The 24,606-nt window shown below is 60.6% G+C and carries 21 protein-coding genes and 2 pseudogenes; 12 read left to right on the forward strand and 11 right to left on the reverse strand.

Annotation, left to right across the window (positions count from 1 at the left end):
* Positions 1–98 (reverse strand): annotated as a pseudogene (locus ACQKP2_RS25035) (hypothetical protein); the annotation flags it as partial.
* On the opposite strand from ACQKP2_RS25035, the pseudogene ACQKP2_RS25040 reads away from it, so the two are divergent.
* The 4 genes and pseudogenes from ACQKP2_RS25040 to ACQKP2_RS25055 form a co-directional block, all read left to right on the forward strand.
* Positions 96–953: pseudogene (locus ACQKP2_RS25040) on the forward strand (multicopper oxidase domain-containing protein); the annotation flags it as partial. The pseudogenes ACQKP2_RS25035 and ACQKP2_RS25040 overlap by 3 nt on opposite strands.
* Positions 954–964: 11 nt before the next feature.
* The gene (locus ACQKP2_RS25045; RefSeq protein ID WP_427580388.1) at positions 965–2,077 is read left to right on the forward strand and encodes an SCO family protein; all 1,113 of its coding nucleotides are present in this window, start codon (positions 965–967) and stop codon (positions 2,075–2,077) included.
* A 102-nt stretch (positions 2,078–2,179) separates the two neighbouring features.
* Complete coding sequence (locus ACQKP2_RS25050; RefSeq protein ID WP_427580358.1) at positions 2,180–3,673, forward strand: sensor histidine kinase; 1,494 nt, start codon at positions 2,180–2,182, stop codon at positions 3,671–3,673.
* Positions 3,642–5,072, forward strand: coding sequence for a sigma-54-dependent transcriptional regulator (locus ACQKP2_RS25055; RefSeq protein WP_427580360.1), 1,431 nt, complete (start codon positions 3,642–3,644; stop codon positions 5,070–5,072). Before ACQKP2_RS25050 ends, ACQKP2_RS25055 begins: the two co-directional genes overlap by 32 nt.
* A gap of 132 nt (positions 5,073–5,204) precedes the next feature.
* Here ACQKP2_RS25055 and ACQKP2_RS25060 read toward each other — a convergent pair whose 3' ends face one another.
* Complete coding sequence (locus ACQKP2_RS25060) at positions 5,205–5,579, reverse strand: hypothetical protein (protein ID WP_427580362.1); 375 nt, start codon at positions 5,577–5,579, stop codon at positions 5,205–5,207.
* 178 nt (positions 5,580–5,757) lie between these two features.
* Here ACQKP2_RS25060 and ACQKP2_RS25065 point away from each other — a divergent pair, with 178 nt between their 5' ends.
* Positions 5,758–6,564 (forward strand): class I SAM-dependent methyltransferase, encoded by an 807-nt coding sequence (locus tag ACQKP2_RS25065; RefSeq protein ID WP_427580364.1) that lies wholly within the window; start codon positions 5,758–5,760, stop codon positions 6,562–6,564.
* Positions 6,565–6,569: 5 nt separating this feature from the next.
* Here ACQKP2_RS25065 and ACQKP2_RS25070 read toward each other — a convergent pair whose 3' ends face one another.
* Positions 6,570–7,361 (reverse strand): ChbG/HpnK family deacetylase, encoded by a 792-nt coding sequence (locus ACQKP2_RS25070; RefSeq protein WP_427580366.1) that lies wholly within the window; start codon positions 7,359–7,361, stop codon positions 6,570–6,572.
* 393 nt (positions 7,362–7,754) lie between these two features.
* Between ACQKP2_RS25070 and ACQKP2_RS25075 the strand changes: the two genes are divergently transcribed.
* The 4 genes from ACQKP2_RS25075 (at position 7,755) to ACQKP2_RS25090 (ending at position 12,689) form a co-directional block, all read left to right on the forward strand.
* Positions 7,755–8,423, forward strand: coding sequence for an ABC transporter ATP-binding protein (locus ACQKP2_RS25075; protein ID WP_427580367.1), 669 nt, complete (start codon positions 7,755–7,757; stop codon positions 8,421–8,423).
* A gap of 1 nt (position 8,424) precedes the next feature.
* The gene (locus ACQKP2_RS25080; protein WP_427580369.1) at positions 8,425–10,896 is read left to right on the forward strand and encodes an FtsX-like permease family protein; all 2,472 of its coding nucleotides are present in this window, start codon (positions 8,425–8,427) and stop codon (positions 10,894–10,896) included.
* Complete coding sequence (locus ACQKP2_RS25085) at positions 10,886–11,986, forward strand: lipocalin-like domain-containing protein (protein WP_427580370.1); 1,101 nt, start codon at positions 10,886–10,888, stop codon at positions 11,984–11,986. Before ACQKP2_RS25080 ends, ACQKP2_RS25085 begins: the two co-directional genes overlap by 11 nt.
* A 121-nt stretch (positions 11,987–12,107) precedes the next feature.
* Positions 12,108–12,689: a hypothetical protein gene (locus tag ACQKP2_RS25090; RefSeq protein ID WP_427580371.1), complete on the forward strand. Its 582-nt coding sequence runs from the start codon at positions 12,108–12,110 to the stop codon at positions 12,687–12,689.
* 16 nt (positions 12,690–12,705) lie between these two features.
* On the opposite strand, the gene ACQKP2_RS25095 is transcribed toward ACQKP2_RS25090, so the two are convergent.
* Positions 12,706–12,954, reverse strand: a complete 249-nt coding sequence (locus ACQKP2_RS25095; RefSeq protein ID WP_427580373.1) for a hypothetical protein — start codon at positions 12,952–12,954, stop codon at positions 12,706–12,708.
* 34 nt (positions 12,955–12,988) lie between these two features.
* Positions 12,989–13,507 (reverse strand): Hcp family type VI secretion system effector, encoded by a 519-nt coding sequence (locus ACQKP2_RS25100; protein WP_427580374.1) that lies wholly within the window; start codon positions 13,505–13,507, stop codon positions 12,989–12,991.
* Positions 13,508–13,836: 329 nt separating this feature from the next.
* Here ACQKP2_RS25100 and ACQKP2_RS25105 point away from each other — a divergent pair, with 329 nt between their 5' ends.
* Complete coding sequence (locus ACQKP2_RS25105) at positions 13,837–14,514, forward strand: type 1 glutamine amidotransferase domain-containing protein (protein ID WP_427580375.1); 678 nt, start codon at positions 13,837–13,839, stop codon at positions 14,512–14,514.
* Between the two features lie 699 nt (positions 14,515–15,213).
* On the opposite strand, the gene hglS is transcribed toward ACQKP2_RS25105, so the two are convergent.
* The 6 genes from hglS to ACQKP2_RS25135 all read right to left on the reverse strand — a co-directional run bounded on the left by hglS (position 15,214) and on the right by ACQKP2_RS25135 (position 22,592).
* Positions 15,214–16,596: a 2-oxoadipate dioxygenase/decarboxylase HglS gene (hglS, locus tag ACQKP2_RS25110; RefSeq protein ID WP_427580376.1), complete on the reverse strand. Its 1,383-nt coding sequence runs from the start codon at positions 16,594–16,596 to the stop codon at positions 15,214–15,216.
* Between the two features lie 111 nt (positions 16,597–16,707).
* Positions 16,708–17,664: an alpha/beta fold hydrolase gene (locus ACQKP2_RS25115; RefSeq protein ID WP_427580377.1), complete on the reverse strand. Its 957-nt coding sequence runs from the start codon at positions 17,662–17,664 to the stop codon at positions 16,708–16,710.
* A gap of 21 nt (positions 17,665–17,685) precedes the next feature.
* Entirely contained in the window at positions 17,686–19,137 is a 1,452-nt protein-coding gene (locus ACQKP2_RS25120; protein WP_427580378.1) for a flavin-containing monooxygenase, read from the reverse strand.
* A gap of 312 nt (positions 19,138–19,449) precedes the next feature.
* Complete coding sequence (locus tag ACQKP2_RS25125; RefSeq protein ID WP_427580380.1) at positions 19,450–20,319, reverse strand: isocitrate lyase/PEP mutase family protein; 870 nt, start codon at positions 20,317–20,319, stop codon at positions 19,450–19,452.
* A 160-nt stretch (positions 20,320–20,479) separates the two neighbouring features.
* Complete coding sequence (gene astA / locus ACQKP2_RS25130; protein WP_427580381.1) at positions 20,480–21,514, reverse strand: arginine N-succinyltransferase; 1,035 nt, start codon at positions 21,512–21,514, stop codon at positions 20,480–20,482.
* Between the two features lie 61 nt (positions 21,515–21,575).
* Positions 21,576–22,592, reverse strand: coding sequence for an arginine N-succinyltransferase (locus ACQKP2_RS25135; RefSeq protein ID WP_427580383.1), 1,017 nt, complete (start codon positions 22,590–22,592; stop codon positions 21,576–21,578).
* 553 nt (positions 22,593–23,145) lie between these two features.
* Here ACQKP2_RS25135 and ACQKP2_RS25140 point away from each other — a divergent pair.
* Together ACQKP2_RS25140 and cobF are read left to right on the forward strand one after the other, a co-directional pair.
* Entirely contained in the window at positions 23,146–23,718 is a 573-nt protein-coding gene (locus tag ACQKP2_RS25140; RefSeq protein WP_427580384.1) for a histidine phosphatase family protein, read from the forward strand.
* Complete coding sequence (cobF, locus tag ACQKP2_RS25145; RefSeq protein WP_427580386.1) at positions 23,718–24,473, forward strand: precorrin-6A synthase (deacetylating); 756 nt, start codon at positions 23,718–23,720, stop codon at positions 24,471–24,473. Before ACQKP2_RS25140 ends, cobF begins: the two co-directional genes overlap by 1 nt.
* Positions 24,474–24,606 lie beyond the last annotated feature (133 nt).

Below are 24,606 nucleotides of genomic sequence, written 5' to 3' on the forward strand. Positions count from 1 at the left end.
TCGAACAGGTCGATGTCTTCCACCCGCAGTCCGGCCTTGGCCAGCGCCTTGCGGGTCGCCGGCGCGGGACCTGTGAGCATGATGGTCGGGTCGGTGAAGACGGTAAAGGCCCGAAAGAGCCGGTATCGCTGGCGGACGTTCTCTCGGAGAAATACCTGGCGGTGATCAAGCAGACCAGCAAGGGGCCACAGTGGGACAAGGGTGACCCGGCGGTGGGCAAGATCCTGCAACTCAACGTCAAGGCCTACACCGGTCAGGATCTGGCGATGGACCCATCCCTGTACGAACCGGCCAAACCCGGCAAGGCTGAAGGCCTGGTGATGATTCCGCTGAAGATTCACCGCGACAACGCTGCCGACAAGGCGCGGCTGGCCCAGGCGCGTCACCGGACCTTCACCTTCGGTCGTTCCGACGGCACCGATGAAGCACCCTGGACGGTCAAGACCGACGAAGGTTTCGGCTACCACATGGACCCACGTCGCTTGAACGCGGCCACCCAGCTGGCCAACGGCCCAACCGATGCGGGCGCTACCGGCTTCGGCACCCTGGAGGTGTGGAACATCAAGCTTGGCGGCAAGGGCTGGAGCCATCCGGTACATGTGCACTTCGAGGAGGGCATCATCCTCAGCCGCGGCGGCAAGGCGCCACCGGAATGGGAAAAATGGGCTCGCAAGGACGTCTATCGCATCGGCTCTGAAGCCGACGGGCTGGACAACGTGGAAATGGCGATCAACTTCCGCGAGTTCGCCGGGACCTACATGGAGCACTGTCACAACACCCAGCATGAGGACAACTCGATGCTGCTGCGTTGGGACATCGAGAAGCCCGGTCAATTCCAGTTGATGCCTACACCATTGCCTAGCTGGGACGGCGTGCGCTACGTGAACTCTGCCGCGCTGCCTACCTTCCGCACCGGTGACGGCCTGGGCCCTAAAGTGCAAGTCAAGAACTGATCAGGGAGGGTATCGAGATGAAGATGCATTCACCACGCTCGCGGGCATTGGGCATGCACCTGGTGCTGGTGTTGGTCACCGGTTTGCTGGCCAGCCAGCTGCTGACGGCCAGCCAGGCACCCTCGACGCCCGAACCTGTTCCAGCAGCCACGGCTGAACCTGCTGTAGTTGCCGAATCCGCCACCCCGTGGGGTGGCGACTATTTCCCCAATACCCTGCTGACCGACCAGGACGGTCGGCAGGTGCATTTTTTCGATGATCTGATCAAGGGCAAGGTGGTGGTGATCAACTTCATCTTCACCTCGTGCAGCGACTCTTGCCCGCTGGAAACCGCGCGCCTGCGCCAGGTGCAGAAACTGCTTGGCGACCGGGTCGGCAAGGACGTCTTTTTCTACTCCATCAGCATTGACCCCTTGAGCGATACCCCAGAGGTGCTCAAGGCCTATTCACAGCGCTTTCAAGTGGGACCCGGCTGGCAGTTCCTCACCGGGGAATTCGCCGACGTCACCGAATTGCGCAAAAAACTCGGCCTGTTCATCGAAGGCGTCGACAACGGCCGCAGCAAGGACCACAACCTGAGCCTGATCGTCGGCAACCAGCAAACCGGTCGCTGGATGAAGGCTTCACCTTTCGAAAACCCCTGGATCCTGGCCGATCAACTGGCCAACACACTGCAAAACTGGAAACACGCGAGCGTTGAGCAAAGTTATGCCGACGCCCCCGAGATCCGTCCGCCAAGCAATGGCGAAGAACTGTTTCGTACCCGCTGCGCCTCGTGCCACAGCCTGGGCCCACTGGATGGGCAGGGTCTTGGCCTGCGCAGCATTGGTCCGGACCTGATCGGCGTGACCCGGCAACGCGATCCGGCCTGGCTCAACCGCTGGATCAGGGAACCGGACCGCATGCTCGCGGAGAAAGATCCGATTGCCATGGAGCTGTTCGAACGCTTCGAGAAGATTCCCATGCCCAACCTGCGCCTGGATGAGCATTCGGCGCAGTCGATCATCGAGTTTCTGCGAGAGGAAACCGACCGCCAGCATCCGAAGGCAACCGCGTTGGCTGCCGATGAAGAACCCGAACATCATCATTCGGTCGTGGGACCCGACAAGACGCTGGTGCAGTAGCGCCAAAAAACTTTTGTTGTTCAGCCCTTTGCGATCAATGCCACCTACACTGATCCGAAGCGCGACTTGCAAGGCCCGATGACAGGCAACCAGGACAGTCCCATGAAGACACTGGAAGAACAAAAAGCACCTGCGCCGGCAACGGTGGCAGCAGAAAGCAAGGAGTGGCGACCGCCGTTCAATCTGGTGCGCTGGTTCTCCCTGGCAAGCTTTTTCATCATCGCCGGGGTGGCATTGGGGTTGGGCTACATTTCCACGCGTTTTGTGGTGGAAGAGAGCATCGAACGCGATTCGATGCTCACTGCACAATTCATTCAGGCCATCGGCGATGCCGAAATTCGCCACGCCTCGATCGTCCCCAACCGGACCATGGGCGAAATGCTCGACCCACGCGAGGACAACGCCTACGCCGATGTCGACCCGGCGTCCCGTGCCGGTGCCCGGGTCGAGTTTCTCGATCATGTGGAGCATCTGCCGGACATTCTGCTGGCCACCGTCTATGCCCTGGACCGTACGGTGGTGTGGTCGACCAACCCGGAACTGATCGGCCAGCGCATCGAAGGCGACGATGAACTGGACGAATCGTTCGAAATGAAGGCGCCGGTGTCCACCAGCTACCACGAGATCGACGAAGAACGTCCCGAGCAACGCCTGATGCGTGAGCCGCAGTACCTGTTCGTCGAGAATTACATCCCCATGTTCAATGCCGACAGAAGCAAAGTGATTGCCATGGTGGAAATCTACAAGGAGCCGGTGGATCTGGTGGAGCGCATCCAGCGCGGGTTCAAGGCCATCTGGCTGGCCACGCTGCTGGGCGGGGCGGCCATTTACCTGGGGTTGTTCTGGATCGTCAGGCGCGCCGCCATTCTGTTGCAGAGCCAGCAGAAACAACTGATCGCCAACGAAACCTTCGTCGCACTGGGGGAAATGTCCTCGGCCGTGGCCCACAGCTTGCGCAATCCTCTGGCCAACATCCGTTCCAGCGCCGAACTGGCCCAGGAAATCGCCAGCCATTCGGCGCAGAAGAATATCGGCGACATCATCAGTCAGGTTGATCGCATGTCGCGCTGGGTCCGCGAATTGCTGGTGTCTTTGCGGCCGGTCAACGACGATCACGAAAGCGTCGATCTGGTGGCGGCCATCGACGATGCCCTCAGTGCCTTCGAACCGCTGATCAAGCGCTCGAACGTCGAGGTGCGCTTCACCCCCAAAAGCGCGCCACCAGTCGTCAGCCAACAGGTGCTACTGACGCAAATTCTCAATAGCCTGTTTGCCAATGCCCTGGAGGCGATGCCCAAGGGGGGCCTGTTGAGTATCGATGTTGAAACACCGGCATCCGGGCACGTGCGCATGATTCTCAACGACACCGGCAAGGGCATGACCAAGCAGCAACAGCAAATGGTCTTCAAGCCGTTCTTCACCACTAAAACCGGCGGGTTGGGCGTGGGCCTGGCCCTGGTCAAAAGAATAATGGAGCGTTTCGAAGGCTCGGTCGAACTGACCAGCCAGGAGCAGGAAGGAACCCGCGTTTGTCTCAATTTTAAAGTGGCAACGGGAGGGGAATATGGAACACAGCATTCTGCTGGTCGAGGATGATGAACTCCTCGCCGAGAATATTCAGACCTACCTGGAGCGCAAGGACTTCGAGGTGACGGTCTGCCACTCGGCTGAAGACGCACTGGAGCAATTGAAGACGTTCGTTCCCGACGTGGTGCTCACCGACAACTCCTTGCCGGGCATGAGCGGGCATGACCTGATCCAGAAGCTGCGCGTCAGCGCGCCGGATCTGAAAGTCATCATGATGACCGGCTATGGCAACGTCGAAGATGCCGTGGTGGCCATGAAAGAAGGCGCATTTCACTACGTGACCAAACCGGTGGCGCTGCCCGAGCTCAAGCTGCTGCTGGACAAGGCCCTGGCCACCGAACGCATGGAACGCACGCTGTCGTTCTATCAGGACCGCGAGGCGCAGAAATCCGGAGTGCAGGCGCTGATCGGCGAATCGGCACCGATGGTGTACCTCAAGGGCACCATCAGCCAGTTGCTCGATGCCGAGCGTCGTATGGCCAACACCGACCTGCCGCCGGTACTGGTGGAAGGCGAGACCGGCACCGGCAAGGAACTGGTGGCCCGTGCCCTGCATTTCGACGGGCCACGCTCCAAGGGGCCGTTCATTGAATTCAACTGCGCCTCGATTCCGTCCAACCTGGTGGAATCGGAGCTGTTCGGCCACGAGAAGGGTGCCTTCACCGACGCCAAGGACCGCCGCGTCGGGCTGGTGGAAGCGGCCGATGGCGGCACGCTGTTTCTCGATGAGATCGGTGAAATGGACCTGCTGTTGCAGGCCAAGCTGCTCAAGCTGCTGGAAGACCGGTCCATTCGCCGGGTGGGTTCGGTCAAGGAGCGCAAAGTCGATTTGCGGGTGATCAGCGCGACCAATTGCAACCTCGAACAAATGGTCCAGCAGGGTAAATTCCGTCGCGACCTGTTTTTCCGCCTGCGCATCATCTCGATCAAGGTGCCGCGCCTGTATGCCAGGGGAGCGGACATTCTGTTGCTGGCCCGGCACTTCCTGGCAACCCACGGCAAGCGCTATGGCAAGCCGCACCTGCATTTCAGCGACCAGGCCGAGGAGCTGCTGCTCAGCTACAGCTGGCCGGGCAATGTGCGCGAGCTGCGCAATATGCTGGAGCAGACCGTCTTGCTCGCGCAAAGCGACACCATTGCGGCTCATCAACTGAACGTTTGCATGAGCCTGATGGATGAACCGCCACTGTTTCAGCACGAGACGCAGTTCAGTGAACCGCGTCCGGCCTTTAACGGCGCCGAGTCGATGAACCTGCCGGAAGTCGAGCGCGACATGGTGCGCAAGATGCTCGACAAGACCGACTGGAACGTCACAAAGTCCGCCAGGCTGCTGGGCTTGAGCCGCGACATGCTGCGCTACCGGATCGAAAAACTCGGTCTTGCGCGTCCGGACAAGCGGCAGTGGTAGAAACCGTGTTCACTGTAGGAGCGAGGCTTGCCCGCGATGGACTCAAATACACACGCGTTTTCGTTGGCGACCTTCGTCGGAGCGCCGCCCGGAGCAAGCTTCGCTCCTACAAGCTGCAAGCGAAGCGGTCTGCTACAGGGCAGGCCCTCTGAGGCAGGCGAGCATGCAGGACGGGTCCTCGACTTCCTGGTTCACGTAGACGCCGCGCTCGGCGTCGTAGGTGCGAATGAACACGCGAACGGTGGCATCGGCCACCGTCGGTAACACGGAGTCGTAGAACACGTGCTGACTGGAAACCGGTATGAAGGTCTGGGGCGCGGTCGGGAAGTACGATCCCGGCGGTACTGTGCTTAACGAGGGGGGAACGGGGTGGGCGAAGGGTTGGTCGCCATTGTAGTAGTTGAATTCACTGCTCGATTGCTCCGTTTGCATCGGGCTGTCGTCTGCCTGTGCAGCCGTGGCGCAAAGGCAAAGGGCGAGCAACAGCGTTTGTACGGTCGTGTTCATGGCAGCACCTGCGGCATCGTTTTTTGCGTATGACCCCAAGGTCATTAACTATAGCGTTGCCGTGGGCGAGCGTCGGCGATGCCGCGTTTACAAGTTCCCGACAAAACGCTTGTGGGGGCGGTTTCAGCCATGATCTACACTCGGGCCGTCAATCAACGACCCGCATCTGGAGCGTGCAATGGAAATGCCGACACCCGAAAACGCCATCGCCAGTAACCGCCAGGCCTGGAACGATTCTGCTCGCCACCATAAAGACACCGCTGAATGGCAGACGCTGCGCAATGCAGTGATCCATGCCGGTTTTTCCTGTCTGGACCAGACGCTGACCGCTGTCCTGAACGAAGTTGGCGTTCAGGGCAGGGACGTTGTGCAATTGGGCTGCAACAACGGCCGTGAAAGTCTCTCCCTGTTCGCCCTTGGCACCCGCCATGTCGTGGGGGTCGACCAGTCCTCGGCGTTCCTTGAACAGGCACGGGAGCTGGCATCGCGCTCGCCCCATGCCGCCGAATTCATCGAAGCGGACATTCACCACTTGCCCCGTGAGCTGCATGACCGGTTCGATGTGGCGCTGGTCACCATTGGCGTATTGGGCTGGATGCCGGACATCGCAGAATTCTTTCGCCATGCGGCGCAAACCCTGAAGCCGGGTGGCGCTCTGGTGGTATACGAAACCCATCCCTTCCTGGAAATGTTCGACCCCGAGTCCGCCGATCCCTACGCCTTGGCCACCTCGTACTTTCGCCGCGAACCCTTTGTGCAGAACGAACCCATTGTGTACGAGGGTAAAGTCGAGCAACAGGTCGCCTCGTCCTACTGGTTCGTCCATCCCCTGTGCTCGATTTTCAGCGGCGCCATCGCGGCGGGATTGGACATCAGGCATTTCAAGGAATACCCGCATTCAAACCGCGAACAAGTCTACGACCGTTATGAAGGGCAGGAGGCGCAGTTGCCCCTGTGTTTTACCTGGGTGGCGGTCAAGCGCTGACCGGGCTATTCCATGCCTGTCGCTGCGCGATTGCCAGCGGCAGTATCGCCACCGCAGGCAACCCTCGGCACACCTGGCAGGCGTTGCTCAAGCAGGGCGCTCAGTGACTCCCCCTGATCCAGATAGGCATCGCCGAAGTCCGCACCGAGTTGACTGGGGTGGGCGACGACCTCCAGCAAGCCATTGCAGGGTGGCGCGGCGTTGCGCAAATCCACCGGTGTACACACATAGTCTGCGGTGGTGCCGGCCAGGCTGCTCAGGCGCCGGTTGAGCAGCGTCTTGAACATGCGTTTGGGCAGGCTGAGGTTCTGCCCCAGATTGCACGCCAGTCGCACCGGCACGCCCTGGCGGGCGGCAAAACGCGCGACGATGATGCCGATGGGCCAGATGTTGTGGATCTGTTGATGGGAGTCCAGGTGAGTGGGGCGTACGCCGTTGTCCACGCAACGTTGCCATTGGGCTTCGAGTTCTTCCTGCACTGCCAGGCGATCCTGGCGCTCGAGCCACAGGCGCGAGCGGGACAGGTTGAGATCGAACGCGCCGGCGCGGTCGCAGAAGGCGCGACGGGTGAGGATGCGCCGGCTCAACGGACGGCCGTGGGTGAGGTTGAAGTGCAGGCCGATACGCCCTTCGAGTAGCGGATGCCGGGCCAGTGCGCAGGCGGTTTCGAATGCCGGCATGTTGGCCATCGCGGTGGCGGAACTGATGATCCCGGCCTGGAAAGCACCGAGAATCACTGCGTTCTCGCACGCGCTGAGCCCGAAATCATCTGCGTTGACAATGACTTGGCGTGGCATATCGGCCCTCCATAACGGTGTATTTAAGTAGCGCCCGCCGACCGCTGGCGTTGCGATGCAAGAAGGTCTGAAGGGGTATAGACCAGCCTGGAAATTCATGTGGGCAGCAAGAGCCGGGAAAAACATCACCGTCCTTGGGCCAATTGCCATCAATCGCTTGCCCCTGCTGGGCTGGTTGTTTTTTTTGGCACGCACAAGCGTTTCGAGGAAAGCGATAAGCGGTCGAAAAGTGTGGAAAAACAAGAACTCAGTCACAGGCAGGCGTCAGTTTAAGGACGATTGTTTTTTTGACGCATGCCACCGGATTGGCCGGGCCGGGCAGTCATTGTCAACGGACAGAAAACCTTCCGGGCCGCTATTCTTTGCCCACGCGTATCGAACGGGTTTTCCCCCATGCTTGAAGTCCAGGGCGTCTTCAAAAGCTACGCCACTGCGCAAGGCCCGTTGGCGGTGTTGCAAGGTGTCGACCTGACCCTCAAACCCGGCAGCAGCCTGGCGCTGATGGGCGAGTCGGGCAGCGGCAAGAGCACCTTGTTGCACCTGATCGCGGGGCTGGACAAGGTCGATCGCGGCAGTATCCGTAGCGGAGGACATCGGCTGGAACAGATGTCCGAAGGGCAACTGGCGAGCTGGCGACGCAGTGAAATCGGCCTGGTGTTCCAGCAGTTCAACCTGATCGGCAGCTTGCGAGTGGAGGACAACCTGGCGTTTCAGGCACGCCTGGCCGGGCGCCATGATCCGCGCTGGCAGGCCCATCTGGTGCAGCGTCTGGGGCTGGCCGAGCTGCTGCGGCGTTATCCGGAGCAGCTCTCCGGGGGGCAGCAGCAACGGGTTGCGCTGGGTCGGGCCCTGGCTTCGCAACCGAAATTGCTGCTGGCCGACGAACCCACCGGCAGTCTCGATGAAATCACCAGTGACCAGGTGCTCAGGTTGTTGCTGGAGTTGCTCGATGACAGCCCCACGAGCCTGTTGATGGTCACCCACAGCCCTGGCGTCGCGGCGCGACTGGCGCAAAAAGCGGTGCTGCACGGTGGTCGCCTGGCCAGTGTGGACGGGCACTGAAATGCGCATTTTTCGGCAAACCCTGGTGGCGCTGCTCAGCCATTGGCGACAGCATCCGGTGCAGTTTTTCAGTGTGCTGACCGGCCTGTGGTTGGCCACCGGCTTGCTGACGGGCGTGCAAGCGCTCAATAGCCAGGCGCGTGAAAGCTATGCCCGGGCCAGCCAATTGATCGGCGGCGAGCCCCAGGCCAGTCTCAGCGCCCCGGCCAGCGCGACCTTCCCCCAGCAATGGTTTGTCGATCTGCGCCGTGCCGGATGGCCGGTGTCGCCGGTGCTGCAGGGGCGGGTGACGCTCAAGGGGCATGAAGACCGGCGCCTGCAACTGATGGGCATCGAGCCGGTGTCACTGCCGATGGGAGCCCCGGTTGCCGGTCAGGCGCTGGCCATCGGGCAGGTTGTGGAGTTTTTCACCCCGCCGGGAAGTACCTGGATTTCGCCGCAGACCTTGCAGGAGCTGGGATTGACCGCGGGTGAACGTCCATTGGCCGCCAATGGTCAGGCATTGCCGCCACTCCAGGTACAGACGGACATGGCACCGGGTGTATTGCTGGTGGACATCGGCTTTGCCCAGCGGATTCTCGGTTTGCCAGATCAGGTCTCGCGACTGGTGCTGCCGGCGGATTTTGCCGCGCCGTTGCCCGATCCGCTCAAGGGACAACTGCAATTGAACAGCAGCCGTGAAGAAAACAATCTGGCGCGGCTGACCGAAAGTTTTCACCTGAACCTCGATGCCCTGGGGGTTCTGTCGTTCGTGGTCGGCCTGTTCATTGTGCATGCCGCCATCGGGCTGGCGCTGGAGCAGCGTCGAGGCCTGTTGCGAACCCTGCGCGCCTGTGGCGTCAGCGCACGCATGCTGATCGCCTGTCTGGCGGCCGAATTGGGTGTATTGGCCTTGATCGGGGGCGGGGCCGGTGTCGTCAGCGGTTATTTCCTGGCCGGCGTGCTGTTGCCCGATGTCGCCGCCAGCCTGCGGGGTCTGTACGGTGCCGAGGTGGCCGGACAGTTGAACCTGAGCCCCTGGTGGTGGCTTGGCGGTATCGGTTTGAGCCTGTTGGGCGCCTTGCTGGCGGGCCTCAACAGTTTGTGGCGGGCGGCGCGCTTGCCTTTGTTGGCCCTGGCCGATCCGCAGGCCTGGCATCAGGCCCACGCACGCTGGCTTCGGCGCCAGGGTTGGGTGGCGGCGCTGGCCCTGGGTATTGCTTTGCTGGCCTTGCTGCGCGGTGACAGCCTGGCGAGCGGGTTCGCGCTGCTGGCATCGCTGTTGCTCGGTGCCGCGCTCGCGTTACCGGTGGTGCTCGATGTTGCGCTCAACGGACTGTCCAGACGCCGTCGTTCGGTACTCGGCCAGTGGTTTGTCGCCGACTGCCGCCAGCAACTGCCCGCCTTGAGCCTGGCGTTGATGGCGCTGTTGCTGGCACTGGCCGCCAACATCGGCGCCGGCAGCATGACCGCCGGTTTCCGTCAGACCTTCAATGACTGGCTCGAACAACGGTTGAGCGCCGAGCTTTACCTCAATCCGCAAAGCCCGGCACAGGCCCTGGAGCTGCATACCTGGCTCAAGCAACAGCCCTCGCTGACGGCGGTGCTGCCCACCTGGCAGGTCGCGATCCAGCTGCAAGGCTGGCCCGTGGATGTCTTCGGTGTGATCGATCATCGCGCCTATCGCCAACACTGGCCGTTGCTCGACGCCGTGGGCGATCAACCCTGGGATCGCCTGGCCACGGACGATGCCCTGATGCTCAGTGAACAGCTGGCGCGGCGCTTGAAGGTCAGGCTGGGCGATCACCTGACGATTGCCACACCCAATGGCCCATGGTCGCCACGCGTGGTCGGAATCTATGCCGACTACGGCAATCCCAAGGGGCACCTGCTGGTCAACGTCAACCATTTGCTGCGCGGCTGGCCGCAACTGACACCCAGTCGTTTCAACCTGCGTATCGAGCCGGCACTCATTCCATCGTTCGTGACGGCGCTGCAAGCGCGTTTCAATCTGGAAGACAGCCGTATCGTCGATCAGGCCCGGCTCAAGGGTTGGTCTACCCAGGTGTTCGAGCGAACCTTTGCCGCCACTGCCGCGCTGAACAGCCTGACCCTGTGTGTGGCCGGTGTGGCGCTGTTCATCAGCCTGCTGACCCAGAGTCAGAGCCGTTTGGGGCAACTGGCACCGCTGTGGGCACTGGGCGTGACGCGCCGGCAATTGATGCTGCTCAACCTGGGGCAAACCTGGTTGCTGGCGCTGCTGACGCTGGTGCTGGCGCTGCCGTTGGGCATTGCTCTGGCCTGGTGCCTGGACACGGTGATCAACGTCCAGGCTTTCGGTTGGCGCCTGCCGCTGCGGCTGTTTCCCCTGCAGTTGCTGCAGTTGATGGGGCTGGCGCTGGTGGCGACATTGCTGGCCTCGGCGTGGCCACTGTATTCGCTGTACCGCACGCAACCGGGGGACTTGCTGAGGACGTTCGCCCATGAGAACTAGGCTGCTCGTGCGGTTGTTGGCGGTGTGGGGGGCGCTGCTGGTCAGTGGTTGCGATCAACCGGTGCCGCAGCAGAAAGGTTTCGCGGGGTTGGGCAATCAAGCGGATGCGTACACGCCGGTCGTGTCCGGCAGGCTGTTCGATTTTCCGGCGGACCACGGACCCCACGATGGCTTTCGCATCGAATGGTGGTACGTCACCGCCAACCTCAAGGACGAACAGGGGCATGAATTCGGTGCCCAGTGGACGCTATTTCGCAGCGCGCTGAACGCGACACCGGAGGTGGCCGGTTGGGAAAACCGGACGATCTGGCTCGGTCATGCGGCGGTGACCTCGGCGACCGTGCATCACGCCGCCGAGCGTTATGCCCGTGGCGGCATTGGCCAGGCCGGCGTGAGCCTGGCGCCCTTCGATGCATGGATCGACGACTGGCATTTCACCAGCTTGCCGAACAATAGCCTGGCGAAGAATGCCGAGCCGTTGGCCGACCTGCAATTGAGTGCCCGCGACAAGGCTTTCGGCTATCAATTGCACCTGACTACGGATCGAGCGCCGGTGTTGCAAGGCGAGAAGGGATTCAGCCAGAAGTCTGAGCAGGGGCAGGCGTCGTATTACTACAGCCAGCCGTTTTTCCAGGCCAGCGGCACACTGGAGATCGATGGCACGCGCTATCAGGTCAGTGGTCCGGCGTGGCTCGACCGAGAATGGAGCAGTCAACCCCTGACCGCCAACCAGACGGGATGGGACTGGTTCTCGCTGCATCTGGACAGCGGCGAACAGGTCATGCTCTATCGCATGCGGCAAAAGGACGGCGCACCTTACCTGACGGGCACCTGGATCGACGCCCAAGGCCGCACGCAGTTGTTGCAGGCCGGGGATCTCCAGCTCACCCCGCAGGACAGCGCCCGCGTGGCGGGGCGTACGATGCCGGTACGCTGGTCGATCCGCATTCCGGGCAAGCAACTGGATATCGTCATCAGCGCGCTTAACCCCAATGCCTGGATGAACCTGCGCATTCCTTACTGGGAAGGTCCGGTGCGCATCAGTGGCAGCCATGGCGGGCAGGGGTATCTGGAAATGACCGGTTATTGAGTGCTCACCAAGTGAATCCGCGAAGACTCGTTGATCTGCGTCTATGCTCATCGGCACGCGCGGCGCTTATGCTCGCTTGAGTGTCGTTTGTCGTCCATTGATCACAGGGAATGTTCTGCCTATGAAACGTCATGCACTGACCAAAGCCATCACTCTGGCCACCTTGCTGTCTGCGGTAAGCTTCGGTGCCGTCGCCGCCGATATTCCACTGTCTGCCGTCGTGGAAGCCGATCAGGTTTCCACCAAAGTCGTTTCAGTCGATGCTGCCAACCATCAAGTCGTCCTCGAAGGGCCGGAAGGCAATCAGGTGCATGTGCAACTGACCGAAAAGGCGAAAAACCTCGGCAACCTCAAGCCCGGTGACCAGGTGGACGTGAAGGTCACCCGTGCCGTGGCGGCCTATCTCGACACCGACGTCGACAAGGGCTTGCCGGGCAGCACCGAGCGCACGGGCGATGTCCGAGCAGCCCCTGGCAACCTTCCGGCTGGCGAAGCCTACCGGCAGGTCCAGGTTCAACTGAAAATCACCGCCATCGATGTGAAGAACAACCGGGTAACCCTGGAGAACCCCAAAGGCCAGTCCAAGACCCTCGATGTGGTGAGGCCGGAAGTTCAGGCCAAATTGAAAGACTTGAAAGTCGGGCAAAGTGTCTACGTGACCTACACCGATATCCTGACCGTGACCAGCAAGAGCGGAAGTTGACCGTTCTTTCCATGGATTATTCCTGTACAGGTTTTTGTATGGGAATAATCATGTTGATGAACTGGATGGTGAGTTTCCGAATGGGTAATATTTTTACAAAGTTGTAACGGTAAATTTCATCATTATCAGCGCGGACATCTTTAGCGACTTGCATTAAAATACGCCCCGTTCGCCCAGTGTCACGGCTCTTTACCAGTGCATGGATTGCCGAGGCCATTGCACTGGGCGGACATTTTCCTGAAGCAATTATTAAAACCGCAAACATGAAGAAGGCGACATTAAGTCGCCTTTTTGTTTGGTTATTCGGTTTTCAGTTTTCGCCAGTCATCTGATCCTGAAGTGCTTGCAGTTACGTGATTCCACGTAATTTGGCGATAGGAAAAATGTACGTCTTGCAGATGAGTGAAATGTGCGGTCGCCGGGTCCTGGCAATTGTGCATGTAGTCTTTGATATGAACGATTTTCGCGCCTTCGAGTTTGGTGGTGTAGTAATGCTCTTGGGTGCCGTTGGCGGAGGTGCGATACCACTTGATTTCGACCAACGTAATATCTTCACCTGAACAAAGGGCGGCCAATAGTAATGGCGAAGCCTTGTCGAACACCTTGGTAATCACAATGGGTTTATGCACACGCAGACCTGTTGCTTGGCCAGACTGAGGGTCAGTCGGGATGGTGACTTCGTGGCTGAATGCCTGAATCATGACCTCGTCTTCGTGGCCCTCCTGAAAGGTGTTTCCTACAGATTCGGCAGTGAACGCATCTTTTGTCATCAAGCCTGAATCTTTGCCCGTGACGGACATGTACGCCGGTGTAGCCATGGATGCTCTCCTTGCTAGAGTCAATCGAGGTTCCCGAAAGGCACTGTCGCCTGATCGGGGGCCAGACCAATAACAAGGTCCGTGCCACAACCCTCAAGGCCTTGTAAATCAGCTTGTCGGGCGCTTTCGGACAAGGTTTTGCCTTCATCTCCCCGGAAATTTGTGTAGAAAACAGCGCGACGCTGGACGATTTTTGGCGCACCGTGTCCAGGCGCTTTGCACGCCGAACCATCGGCTACGCACCTGAGGCAGGCCCAAGGCGCAAACGCCATGTTTTTTGCGCATCAAGGCTATCAGCCACCACCGAAGTCCCGAGATGGAGTGATGACATGAAAATCCTGATGGTTTTAACGTCCCACGATCAATTGGGTAATACCGGCAAGAAAACCGGCTTCTGGCTGGAAGAATTCGCGGCACCGTATTTCGCCTTCAAGGATGCAGGCGCGCAGTTGACCCTGGCCTCGCCCAAGGGCGGCCAGCCACCGCTGGACCCGAAAAGCGACGAGCCCGGCGCGCAGACCGAGGCCACCGAGCGTTTTCGCAAGGACCCGGCCGCGCAATCGGCCTTGGCTTCGACCGTGCTGCTCGGTTCGGTGAAGGCCGGCGATTTCGACGCGATTTTCTATCCCGGCGGCCATGGCCCGCTCTGGGATCTGGCCGAAGACAAGCAGTCGATTGCCCTGATCGAAGCGTTCTACAACGCCGGAAAACCGGTGGCGACGGTGTGCCATGCGCCAGGTGTGTTGCGCCATGCCAAAAGCGCGGACGGTCAGCCCCTGGTCAAGGGCAAGAAAGTGACGGGCTTTACCAACAGCGAAGAAGACGCCGTGCAACTGACCCATGTCGTACCGTTTCTGGTGGAAGATGAACTCAAGGCCAAGGGCGGGATTTTTTCCAAGGGGCCTGACTGGGCCAGTTATGTGCTCACCGACGGCCTGCTGCTGACCGGGCAGAACCCGGCATCGTCACAGGCGACGGCCGAAGCGCTGCTGGCGAAACTGAAATAATCACGACTCCCGGTAGGAGCCAGGCTTGCCGGCGAAGAACGATGACGCGGTGTGACAGGTACACCAAGGCGTCTGCTTCGCGGGCAAGTCGGATCGCCGCCCGCTCGCTCCTACGGGCGAAGAACGATAACGCGGTGCAGCAGGTACACCGCAGTGTCCGGTTCGCCTGTAGGAGTCAGGCTTGCCGGCGAAGAACGATGACGCTGTGACAGGTACACCAAGGCGTCTGCTTCGCGGGCAAGCCTCGCTCCTACAGGCGAAGAACGATAACGCGGTGCAGCAGGTACACCGCAGCGTCCGGTTCGCCTGTAGGAGCCAGGCTTGCCGGCGAAGAACGATGACGCGGCGTGACAGGTACACCAAGGCGTCTGCTTCGCGGGCAAGCCTCGCTCCTACGGGCGAAGAACGATAACGCGGTGCAGCAGGTACACCGCAGTGTCCGGTTCGCCTGTAGGAGCTAGGCTTGCCGGCGAAGAACGATGACGCGATCAGATAGATACACCGCGGTGTTCCGTTCGCGGGCAAGCCTCGCTCCTACAGGCGAAGAACGATGACGCGGTCGGACAGATACACCGCAGTGTTCCCTTCGCGGGCAAGCCTCGCTCCTACGGGCGAAGAACGATGACGCGGTCAGATAGATACACCGCGGCATTCCGTTCGCGGGCAAGTCGGATCGTCGCATCGCTCGCTCCTACAGGTTTATCTGATGGCTAACGCCGCAAAACACTGCTCGATCGAACGTCGCTGCGTTTGCGCATACAGTTCCAGTTCGTCGATGGTCTGACGCCCCAAAGCCTGTTCAAACGCTTGCTGGTTGGAATGCGCGCCATAGTGCGATTGCGCAGCATCGCCCAGGTTCGACTGGAATATCCCCGCCGCACTGACCGGCAGGAAATCCTCATACACCAGAGGCTCAACCCGCAGGTAACCGTCGCTGACCAGGTCCTCCAGAGGCAAGGTTTTCAGCTCGGCGGACGCCAGGCCTTTTTCCGTCACAAAGTAGCGAAAGTACGCCAACTCCTCTCGGCGCATACCTTCCCAGGTGTCGGGAAACTCGCTGAAGTGTTGCACCATCAACGCGTTGTAGCGGTTGGCGTTGGCTTCGTTGGGGAAGTCCTTGAGTTCATCCCGGGCGGCATTGAGCAAGCGGTCATACAGTGCGCGGCCTTTGGGGGTGAGGGCGGCGCCACGTTGTTCGATCTCGCCGAAACGGGCGCTGTGGCTGCCATGGGACCGGGCCTGGTCGGTGAATGCGACGGGCTCGTCCAGTGCCTTGAAACTGGTCTGGCGCAGCAGGATCGGGCACTGGCGGCGAGGTGGCCCCTCGATCACCGCTTTGGGGGTGATGCCATGCACCGGCATTTGCGCCTGGACGATGTCGATGTCCAGGGTGCGTGGTGTCAGGTGATTGATGTGCGGCCCCTTGAAGGCCACCACATCGGCAATCAGGCGATGCTGGGCGCTGAGTTGGCGGTACTGCTCGGCGGTGACGGTGGCGCTGTGATGCCAGCGAAAGGTTTCCAGCGCCTGGGTCACGAATTGCGAAGCTTCGGGTTCGGTAAGGCCGCCCTGGGTTTCGGCGCGTTCGATCAGCGTCAGCGCGGCGGGGGTGAAAATCGAGCGCTTGTCCAGCACCGACTGGGCAAACGCCCGCAGTTGCGGATCTTCGATCAGCTCAAGGCGCAGCAGCGAGGTAAAGACGCGAAACGGACTGACCTGCAACGCGGTTTCGTGCACGGCGCGAAAAGCCGTGGAATGCACCGGCACGCCGGCCGGCGTCAGGTCGTAGTAGCCCACCGGCTGCATGCCCATCACCGCGAACAGACGGGCGAGGGTGGCCAGTTCGGCCGCCGTGCCAACCCGGATCGCACCGTGACGCTCAAGGTCCAGGCGCTCGATTTCGCCGGTTTCGTTCAATTGCCGGGCGATGTCCGGATCCGTGTCCAGCACGTGGCGGTTGGTCTGCTCCACCAGTTCCATCAGCGCGCCGTACAGCGGTACTTCTTCGCGGTACATGTCGGACATCGCTTTGGAGAAGCGTTGGCGGATCAGGTCGGGGCTGACGAAGTTCGGGTGATTCATGAACAGGGTTCCTGGCGCGGTGACGTGAAGGATGGGAGAAAAGATCGCAGCCTTCAGCGGTGTCGGCAAACGAAGTTTCTGACGAACTTCATTCTTCCAGGGACTGGATGTTCAGTGCAGCCGTTGATCCTGAGGGCTTTCGGAACGCAACGATGCCAAAAACTCCCGATACAGCCGTGCCGAACCGGCAGGCGCCTCGACCATCGGCATGTGGCCGATACCCTCCCAGATTTCAACCCGCAGGTCGGCAATGCCTTTGCTCCAGATGGCCACGCTGCTGACATCGATCAGGCGGTCCTTGCGTCCCCACAACAAAAGCGCCGGGGCCTTGATCGCCGGCAGTTTCGGCTCCATCGAGGGGCTTGCGCGGAAATCGCGGAAAATTTCTTCCAGTTCTTCGCATGACTGTTCATAGCGATGGGCGATGGCGTCCAGCACCACGCGCGGTACCCAGGGTGGATCGGCCATGGTCATGGCATAGAAGTGCCTGAACTCTTCCCGTGAATGAATCAGGAACGGGTTATGACCGTGGGCCAGATGGCGTTCCAGATCGCTGGGCTCGGGCGACGCGACGCCCGCCGGATCGATCAGGGCGAGCGAAACGATACGTTCGGGATACGTGGCCGCCAGCCAGGCCGCAATATAGCCCCCCATCGAATTGCCGATCACATGGACCTTCTCGACCCCGCAGACATCCAGCAACTGGATCATGCGCTTGGCCTGCAGCGCGATGTCGTAGCCGCCACCTTCCTTGAAGCCGGTTTCGCCGTGGCCGGCGATGTCGGGAATGATCACCCGGTAATTGCCGACAAAATGCCGGGCAAAGCGCAGCCAGAGGTTCTTGTCGGCGCTGAAGCCGTGCAGCATCAGCACACTGCTGGAGGCTTCGTACGGTCCGCCCTGCCAGGTCGAGACGGTCATTTCGGTGATGGGCACCACGATCTTGTGCAGCTTGTACAGCTTGGCCTCGGTGGCCACGCTCACGTCGTACAGCCAGTACCCGATGGCCGGGTAGCTCAACCAGCTCCAGGCCGCGAAAACCGCGATAGCGACTACCAGTAAAAGCATCGGCGTCTTCCTTCTGAGGATTCAGGACAACCAGTGATCGGCGGTTTTGAGGGATCGGGTCAGGCGGTGAAAGCTGAAACTGAACCCCGGAAACATGGCAATCACATGACCGCTCCTGCTTTGATACCAACTGTGGCAGCCTCCGGACTTCCACACGGTACGTTCCATTTCTCTGTGGATCATTTCAGTGTAGGTACGTTCTGCTTCGGGGCGAACTTCAATGCTGCGCAAACCTTTCGCTTTCAAAGTGCCGATGCAGTCGAGGATGTAGTTCATCTGCGACTCGATGATGAACAGTGCCGAGGTATGGCCGATGCCGGTATTGGGACCTGTCACGATGAACAGGTTGGGAAAGTCCGGCAGGCTGGTGCCCAGGTACGCCCGGGGATACTCGGCCCAGACATTGCGCAGTTGTGTGCCGTTTTTGCCGGTGACGGGGTAGGAAATGACCCCGTCGGTTGCATCATAGCCGGTGGACCAGACAATCAGGTCCAGGTCGATGTGCTGGCCGTCCTGCATGACGATACCGGTTTCGTCGATGGCGGCGATGCCCTGTTCGCGGCTGTGCAGGGTCACGTTGCTGCGGGTGAGGGCCGGGTACAAGGTGCTGGACAAAATGACCCGTTTGCAGCCGATGGTGTAGTCCGGCGTCAGTTTGCGCCGCAGCTCGGGGTCTGGCACCTGGCGCTTGAGCAAGCGCAGGGCCTGATGCTGGACCATGCGCAGGGCCGGTTTGGAGTACTTGAATGCAATCACTCGGGTTTCGAATTGCCAGTAGATCATCCAGCGCAGCAATTTGTAGGCCGGCTTGAGCCCGAGCAGCCAGCGCTGGAACCGTCCAAATGTACGATCCGGCCGGGGCAATACCCAATGCGGCGTGCGCTGGAAAACATGCAGGTGCCCGACATCCGGGGCGATGGCCGGAATCACCTGGGCGGCACTGGCGCCGCTGCCGACGATGGCCACGCGTTTTTGTCGGTAATCAAAGGCGTGGTCCCAATGGTTGGTGTGAAAACTCTCGCCCTGAAAGCGTTCCTGGCCGTCGAAATGCGGCACGACCGGTTGACTCAGCGGCCCGGTGGCGTTGATCAGGAACTGTGCGTGAAACGTGCCTTTGGTGGTGTGCACGGCCCAGCGCTTGACGCCGTCATCCCATTTCACGCGTTCGACATTGGCCTCAAGCTCCACCCGGTCGCGCAAGCCGAAATGCTCCACCACATGGCGGGTGTAGCGGTGCAGTTCGGCCTGTTCGGCAAACATCTGTGTCCATCGGTAAGGGGCGAAGGACAGCGAATACAGGGGGGAGGGCACGTCGACGGCGGCACCGGGGTAGGTGTTCTGGCACCAGGTGCCACCGAAGAAGTCCCGTCGCTCCAGCAAGCGAAAGTCGGTGATGCCGGCCTTGAGCAAATTGACGGCTGCGCACTGGCCACCGAACCCGCTGCCGATGATCAACACTTGAAAGGTCTGCATGGGCCTCCTGTTCGTCGTAATGGCTTGTTCTTCATGTATAGCCAAACGTAGAGGTCTTGCGCTCGATCCTGATCCTGATCCCGATCCCGATCCCGATCCCGATCCCGATCCCGATCCTGTAGGAGCCAGGCTTGCCGGCGAAGGCGTGTTCAATGGCGCCGCAAGACGTGAGGCCGCCTTCGTCGGCAAGTCGGATCGCCGCACCGCTGGCTCCTACGGACTGTGCGCCTGGCTAGACAGGATTTGCGGATGTGGGAGCGAGCCTGCTCGCGATGGCGGCATGTCTGTCGGCAAAGGAAAACCTGCTGCCCGTTACTCCTTGACGCTCATGAACTCCTCTGCCCAGCGGATGTATTCCTCCGGCTGCGTATAGGTATGGGTCAATTCGGTGGCGCTCAGGTCCGAGGCCTGGGTGAAGATCTGGCGTTGCTCGCGCAGGCTGTCGTATGTCGCCTTGATCGCGGCAAAGTAGGCGCCATGGCCGTCGATCACGACGCGCACGCCCAGTTCGGCTAGCCGCTTGTCATCACGCAACAGCGGGTTGCCATAGGTCACCAGCATCAGCGGTACGCTCAAGTGCTCGGCGATCTGCTCCAGGTGCTCGAAATCCTTCACGCCGACCATGCAGATGCCGTCCGCGCCGGCCGCCTGATACTGCTTGGTACGGCTGATGATTTCCTGCACCGGCAGGATCCCCGCGTGGGTGCGCGCGATGATCGACATTTCCGAGTCGCAACGGGCTTCCAGCGCCGCGCGAATCTTGCCCACGCCTTCGGCGACGGTGATCAGGTCGGTGGATTTGCGCCCGAATTGTGCCGGCAGCAAGGTGTCTTCGATGGTCAGTGCCGCCACGCCGGCGCGTTCGAGCTCGACGATGGTGCGCATGACATTCAGTGCGTTGCCATAGCCATGGTCGGCGTCGGCGATCACCGGCAGCTGGGCGACACGGCCGATGCGGGTGGCCTGCTCGGCGAATTCACTGAGGGTAATCAGGGCAAAGTCAGGGGCGGCCAGCACCTGCAGCGATGCGACCGAACCACCGAGGATGCCGACTTCGAAGCCCAGGTCGGCGGCGATGCGCGCCGACATCGGGTCGAAGACCGACGCGGTGTGATAGCAGTGGCCGGAAGCGAACAGTTGACGAAAATTGCGGCGCAAATCTTGATGAGACAGCCTGGACATATGGGTTCCACCAATGGAAATGGAAAGGCTTGAGCAAAAGTGTCAACGCCGAAAGTGTAAAAGGCTATCACGCGGGAAGGTCGGAAATGATGACGAATTTGTCGTGATTGCTGCCATTTGATCCGCAAGGGCCGAGCAGCTTTGCTGCTCTGGGGACAGATCAGGCCGCCACGGCTTGTGCTCGGTGGTTGAGTAAGGGGACAGCGCGTACCGAATCACCGGGTTGCAGTTGCAGGCGTTTGGCGGTGAGGCGGTCGACCATCAGGCTATCGCCAACGCGCCGCGCCGGCGCGCTGGTGATTCGGCAGTTTTCCAGGCGACGGTTGTGAATGAGCCACGGGGGGGCCAGGTTATCCGGGCTGCCGATGGCCAGCTCCAGCAACTGGCTGTCACGCACCGTGCGAATGCCTGACAGCGGCGCCTCGATGACCGGGCCTGCGTCAAAAATGTCGATGTAGCCCTGGTGGGCAAACCCCTCGGCAGCGAGGATTTTCAACGCGGCTTCGCTGTCAGCATGAGGTTGGCCGATCGCTGCCTGGGCCTTTTCGGTCAGCAGGCAGGTGTAAAGCGGCTGGCGGGGCATCAGTTCGGCGATGAATGACTTGTTGCCCAGCCAGGACAAGTGATCGGCATGACGAAAATCCATTTTGAAAAAGTGCCGCCCCACGCTGTCCCAGAAGGGCGAACAACCCTGTTCGTCGGCACGGCCGCGCAGTTCGGCAATGAGCCTGTCACCGAACAGGTGCGGGAACTGCGCGACAAACATCAGGCGCGCCAGAGAGAGCAATCGACCCCGACCGCCCAGGCGGTGGTCGGGGTGCAGGAACAGTGAACAGAGTCCCGACTGCCCCGTCATTTCATTGTTCAGGAACAAAGTGGGGAGGTGTCGCTGGATGCCCAGATCGACCGAGGCACTGATCGTCAGTCCGACCCGATAGTTGTACCAGGGCTCTCGCAGGCCGACGGCGCCGGTCAGCCCACTGACTCCGATGACTTGCCGGTCGTCGTCTTCGAGCACGAACAGGTAATCGGCATCGGCACGCTCGACCTGTTCGGCGAATGTTCTTTGCGCCCAGCGCAGGCGATGGATCAGGCGTTCTTCGCTGGCAGGCAGGCTGCTCGCCCCACGACCTGCCAGGCGGGCAAGCGCGAGCAAGGCGGGCAGGTCGGTGATCTGAGCCGGGCGGACAATCATGGGCAAGCTCCTGCCGCGTACCGATTCCTGTGGTGTCGCGGGGTTTCGGTCCGGGTGAGGCTCACAGGGCGATCAACCGGACAGGGCTGCCTTCGCTCACCTTCAGCGCGGCGCACATTTCGGGGGCCAGGCACAGGGGACGACCTGCGATGTAGTCCAGTTCCGCGACAATGGCGCGATAATTCTCCAGCGAATCGTTGCTCACCAGGTAACGGCCGCGGGCGTCGATCTGCGAGTCGGGCCTGGCCTCGGTGGCCTGGCTTTGTGCAATGGAGCGTATGGCGTCGGTGCGCGCGAACAGCGTCGGGCCGCCATCGAACAAGTCGACATAGCTGTTGGTTTCGAACCCTTCGCGCGCCAGGATATCGAAGGCCTCCTGGCCGTCGGGGTGAACCCGGCCGATGCAGTCTTGTGCGGCTTGCGGCAGCATCGGCACATAGATGGGGTATTGCGGCATCAGTTCGGCCAGAAACGCCCGGCTTTCCAGGCCGCACAAGCGTTCGGCCTCGGCGTAGGGCAGGTCGAAGAAGTGCTTGCCCACGGCATCCCAGAATGGCGAGTGGCCCTCATCGCTGCTGTAACCGACGATTTCGGTGATGAGCGCATCGCTGAAGCGTCGGGCGTGGGCCGCGATGAACAGCAGTCGCGCCCGGGACAGCAGTTCGGAAAACGCCGTGTGTGTCAGCGCGGGCTCGACATGGAAACCCCTGAGCAACGTGTGGCCGCCAAGGTCATGGCACAACGAAAGCGCCGGGACGCCGTGCTCGATATTGAGCTCGCGCGAGGTGCTGTTGAAGTCGCGATTGCGCAAACTGTAGAAGGGTTCGCTGAAGCCGGCAGTGGCGAGGATTTCGGAACAGCCCCGCAGGCGCCTCGTTGCCAGGTCTTCCAGGACGAAGAAGTAATTTTCCGGGCCGGGACTTTGCACGTTGTGTTCGAACGACGTGCAGGAGTCGAGAATTTTATCGCGCAGGCATTCGCTGTCGTCCGGCAAGGACGTGACCCCCACCAGGCTTTCCCGGGCAAGTTGCTGCAATTGAGGCAGATCGGTTAACTGCACTGGGCGCACGACCAGCATGGATGTACTCCTGAATCAAAGAGGCCGGTGACGGGCACCGGACCTGACGGTCACTGTCGGTTTCCACGCGTTGCAACGGGCGTTTGCCTGTTCAGGCTGCGCTTTTGTTTCGTCTGTCGTCATGGGGATACGACCCTGCACGATGGTCGGCCCTTTAAAGATGGGGCGAACGCTGCAAGGTCCTGGGCAGGAAAAACAATCAAGTCTTTGAAAGAGGGCATCCGGGCTCCTGCTGGATGGGGTGTCGATAATCCGTTGAAAAAGAGTATTTGTTTAACGCGCATTACATGTCTAGTTAATTTTTTCGCCGGATTGAGCGCCCGATTTTGCGGCGAATATAGAGGGGGTTTGAGGCTACGCAGATGGCGATCAATCTTGTAGGGCTTTGCCTTCAAGTACGTCGGAAAAGGCTGCTTTGATGAGATGAAATGATCAGGCGGGCCCACGTCACAGGCCGAAACGAAACGCCCCCGATTGTTCTGCTTGCGGCACAATTGCGCACTATCTCGCGGCGAGGCGCCGTTTTACCGTTCCACCGACAGAGAGATTTTTCGTGCAAGCGACCCGTTTGACTTTGGTGTGCCACGCTCGAACCATCGCACAAAAATTGGCGCGTTTTCCTTCAAATGAGCCCGTGGAGCTGGATTGGCAGGCGGCCAAGGGCTCCCATGGCCTGCGCTTGCGGGGCACACCCCGGTTGATGTGTGGTCCGGAGCTGCGAACCCGGCAAACCGCCGTGCTGTTCGGTGACAGGTTGGAAGTTGTCGAGGCGCTGAGGGACTGCGACTTCGGTCGCTGGAGTGGCCAGCGTATCAACGACCTGCAGAAGGCCGAGCCCGAACGGCTCGAGCAGTGGCTCGCCGACCCGACAGCCGCCCCCCACGGCGGTGAGTCGGTCGCGCAAGTCATGGAGCGAGTGGTGGCCTGGCTGCGGACAGTGGAGACGATCCCCGGCCATGTCGTCGCCGTAACCCATCCGTTCATTATCCGTGCGGCGTTGACGCATGTGCTGCAGAGTCCGGCGTTCAACCTGATAGATGTCGAGCCGTTATCGGCCATCGAACTGAGGTTCAACGGGCGCTGGCGCCTGCGCTTGCCAAGCTCGGGGCCTGAGGAAACGCTCTGATGAAAAAGCTCCTGGTCATCGGTATCGGTGCGGGAAACCCCGACCACATCACGATGCAAGCGGTGAAGGCATTGAATCGGGTCGACGTGTTTTTCCTCATGGACAAGGGCCGCAGCAAGGACAAACTGATCGATTTGCGTCGGGAAATCTGCGAGCGCTACATCTCCGGGCAGGATTACCGTTTTGTCGAAGTGCAAAGTCCGCAGCGTGAGCCTGACGATATGGACTACAGGTCCAGTGTCGAGGAGCTGAACCTGGCCAAACAGCGAATGTTCGAGCATCTGATCAACGAACAGTTATCCGGCGACCAGTGCGGCGGTTTCCTGGTGTGGGGCGATCCGGCACTCTACGACAGCACCCTTCGTATCCTGCAGGCGATTCTGGCGACGGGCGCCTGTGTATTCGAATACGAGGTGATCCCCGGCATCACCAGCGTTCAGGCACTGGCGGCGCGGCACAAGTTACCGCTCACCCGGATTGGCGGTTCGGTGCAAATCACCACCGGTCGCCGGCTCGCGGCCGGGCAGGCGAGCGATGCCGACAATCTGGTGGTGATGCTCGATGCGCAGGATGCCTATCAACAGGTGTTGGATCGGGAGACGGAAATTTATTGGGGCGCCTATCTCGGGACACCGGATGAAATACTGATCAGCGGCAGGCTCGGGGATGTCGCGGATGAGATCCAACGGGTGCGCAAGCAAGCGCGGCTGGCCAATGGGTGGATCATGGATACCTATTTGCTGCGCAAGCCTTGATAGTTGAGGTGTCTAATCTGGTGCCTTCGCGGGCAAGCCTGAACTGGTCAAGTAATTCTGGACACCAGTTAAGGTTTTCACGCCGCCAATTTCTCCATAGCTACCGGCGATCGGTAGCCGTTGTAGCTATGGA

Origin of the sequence: Pseudomonas sp. NPDC089569 (assembly GCF_050280625.1) — a bacterium.
Lineage (GTDB): Bacteria > Pseudomonadota > Gammaproteobacteria > Pseudomonadales > Pseudomonadaceae > Aquipseudomonas.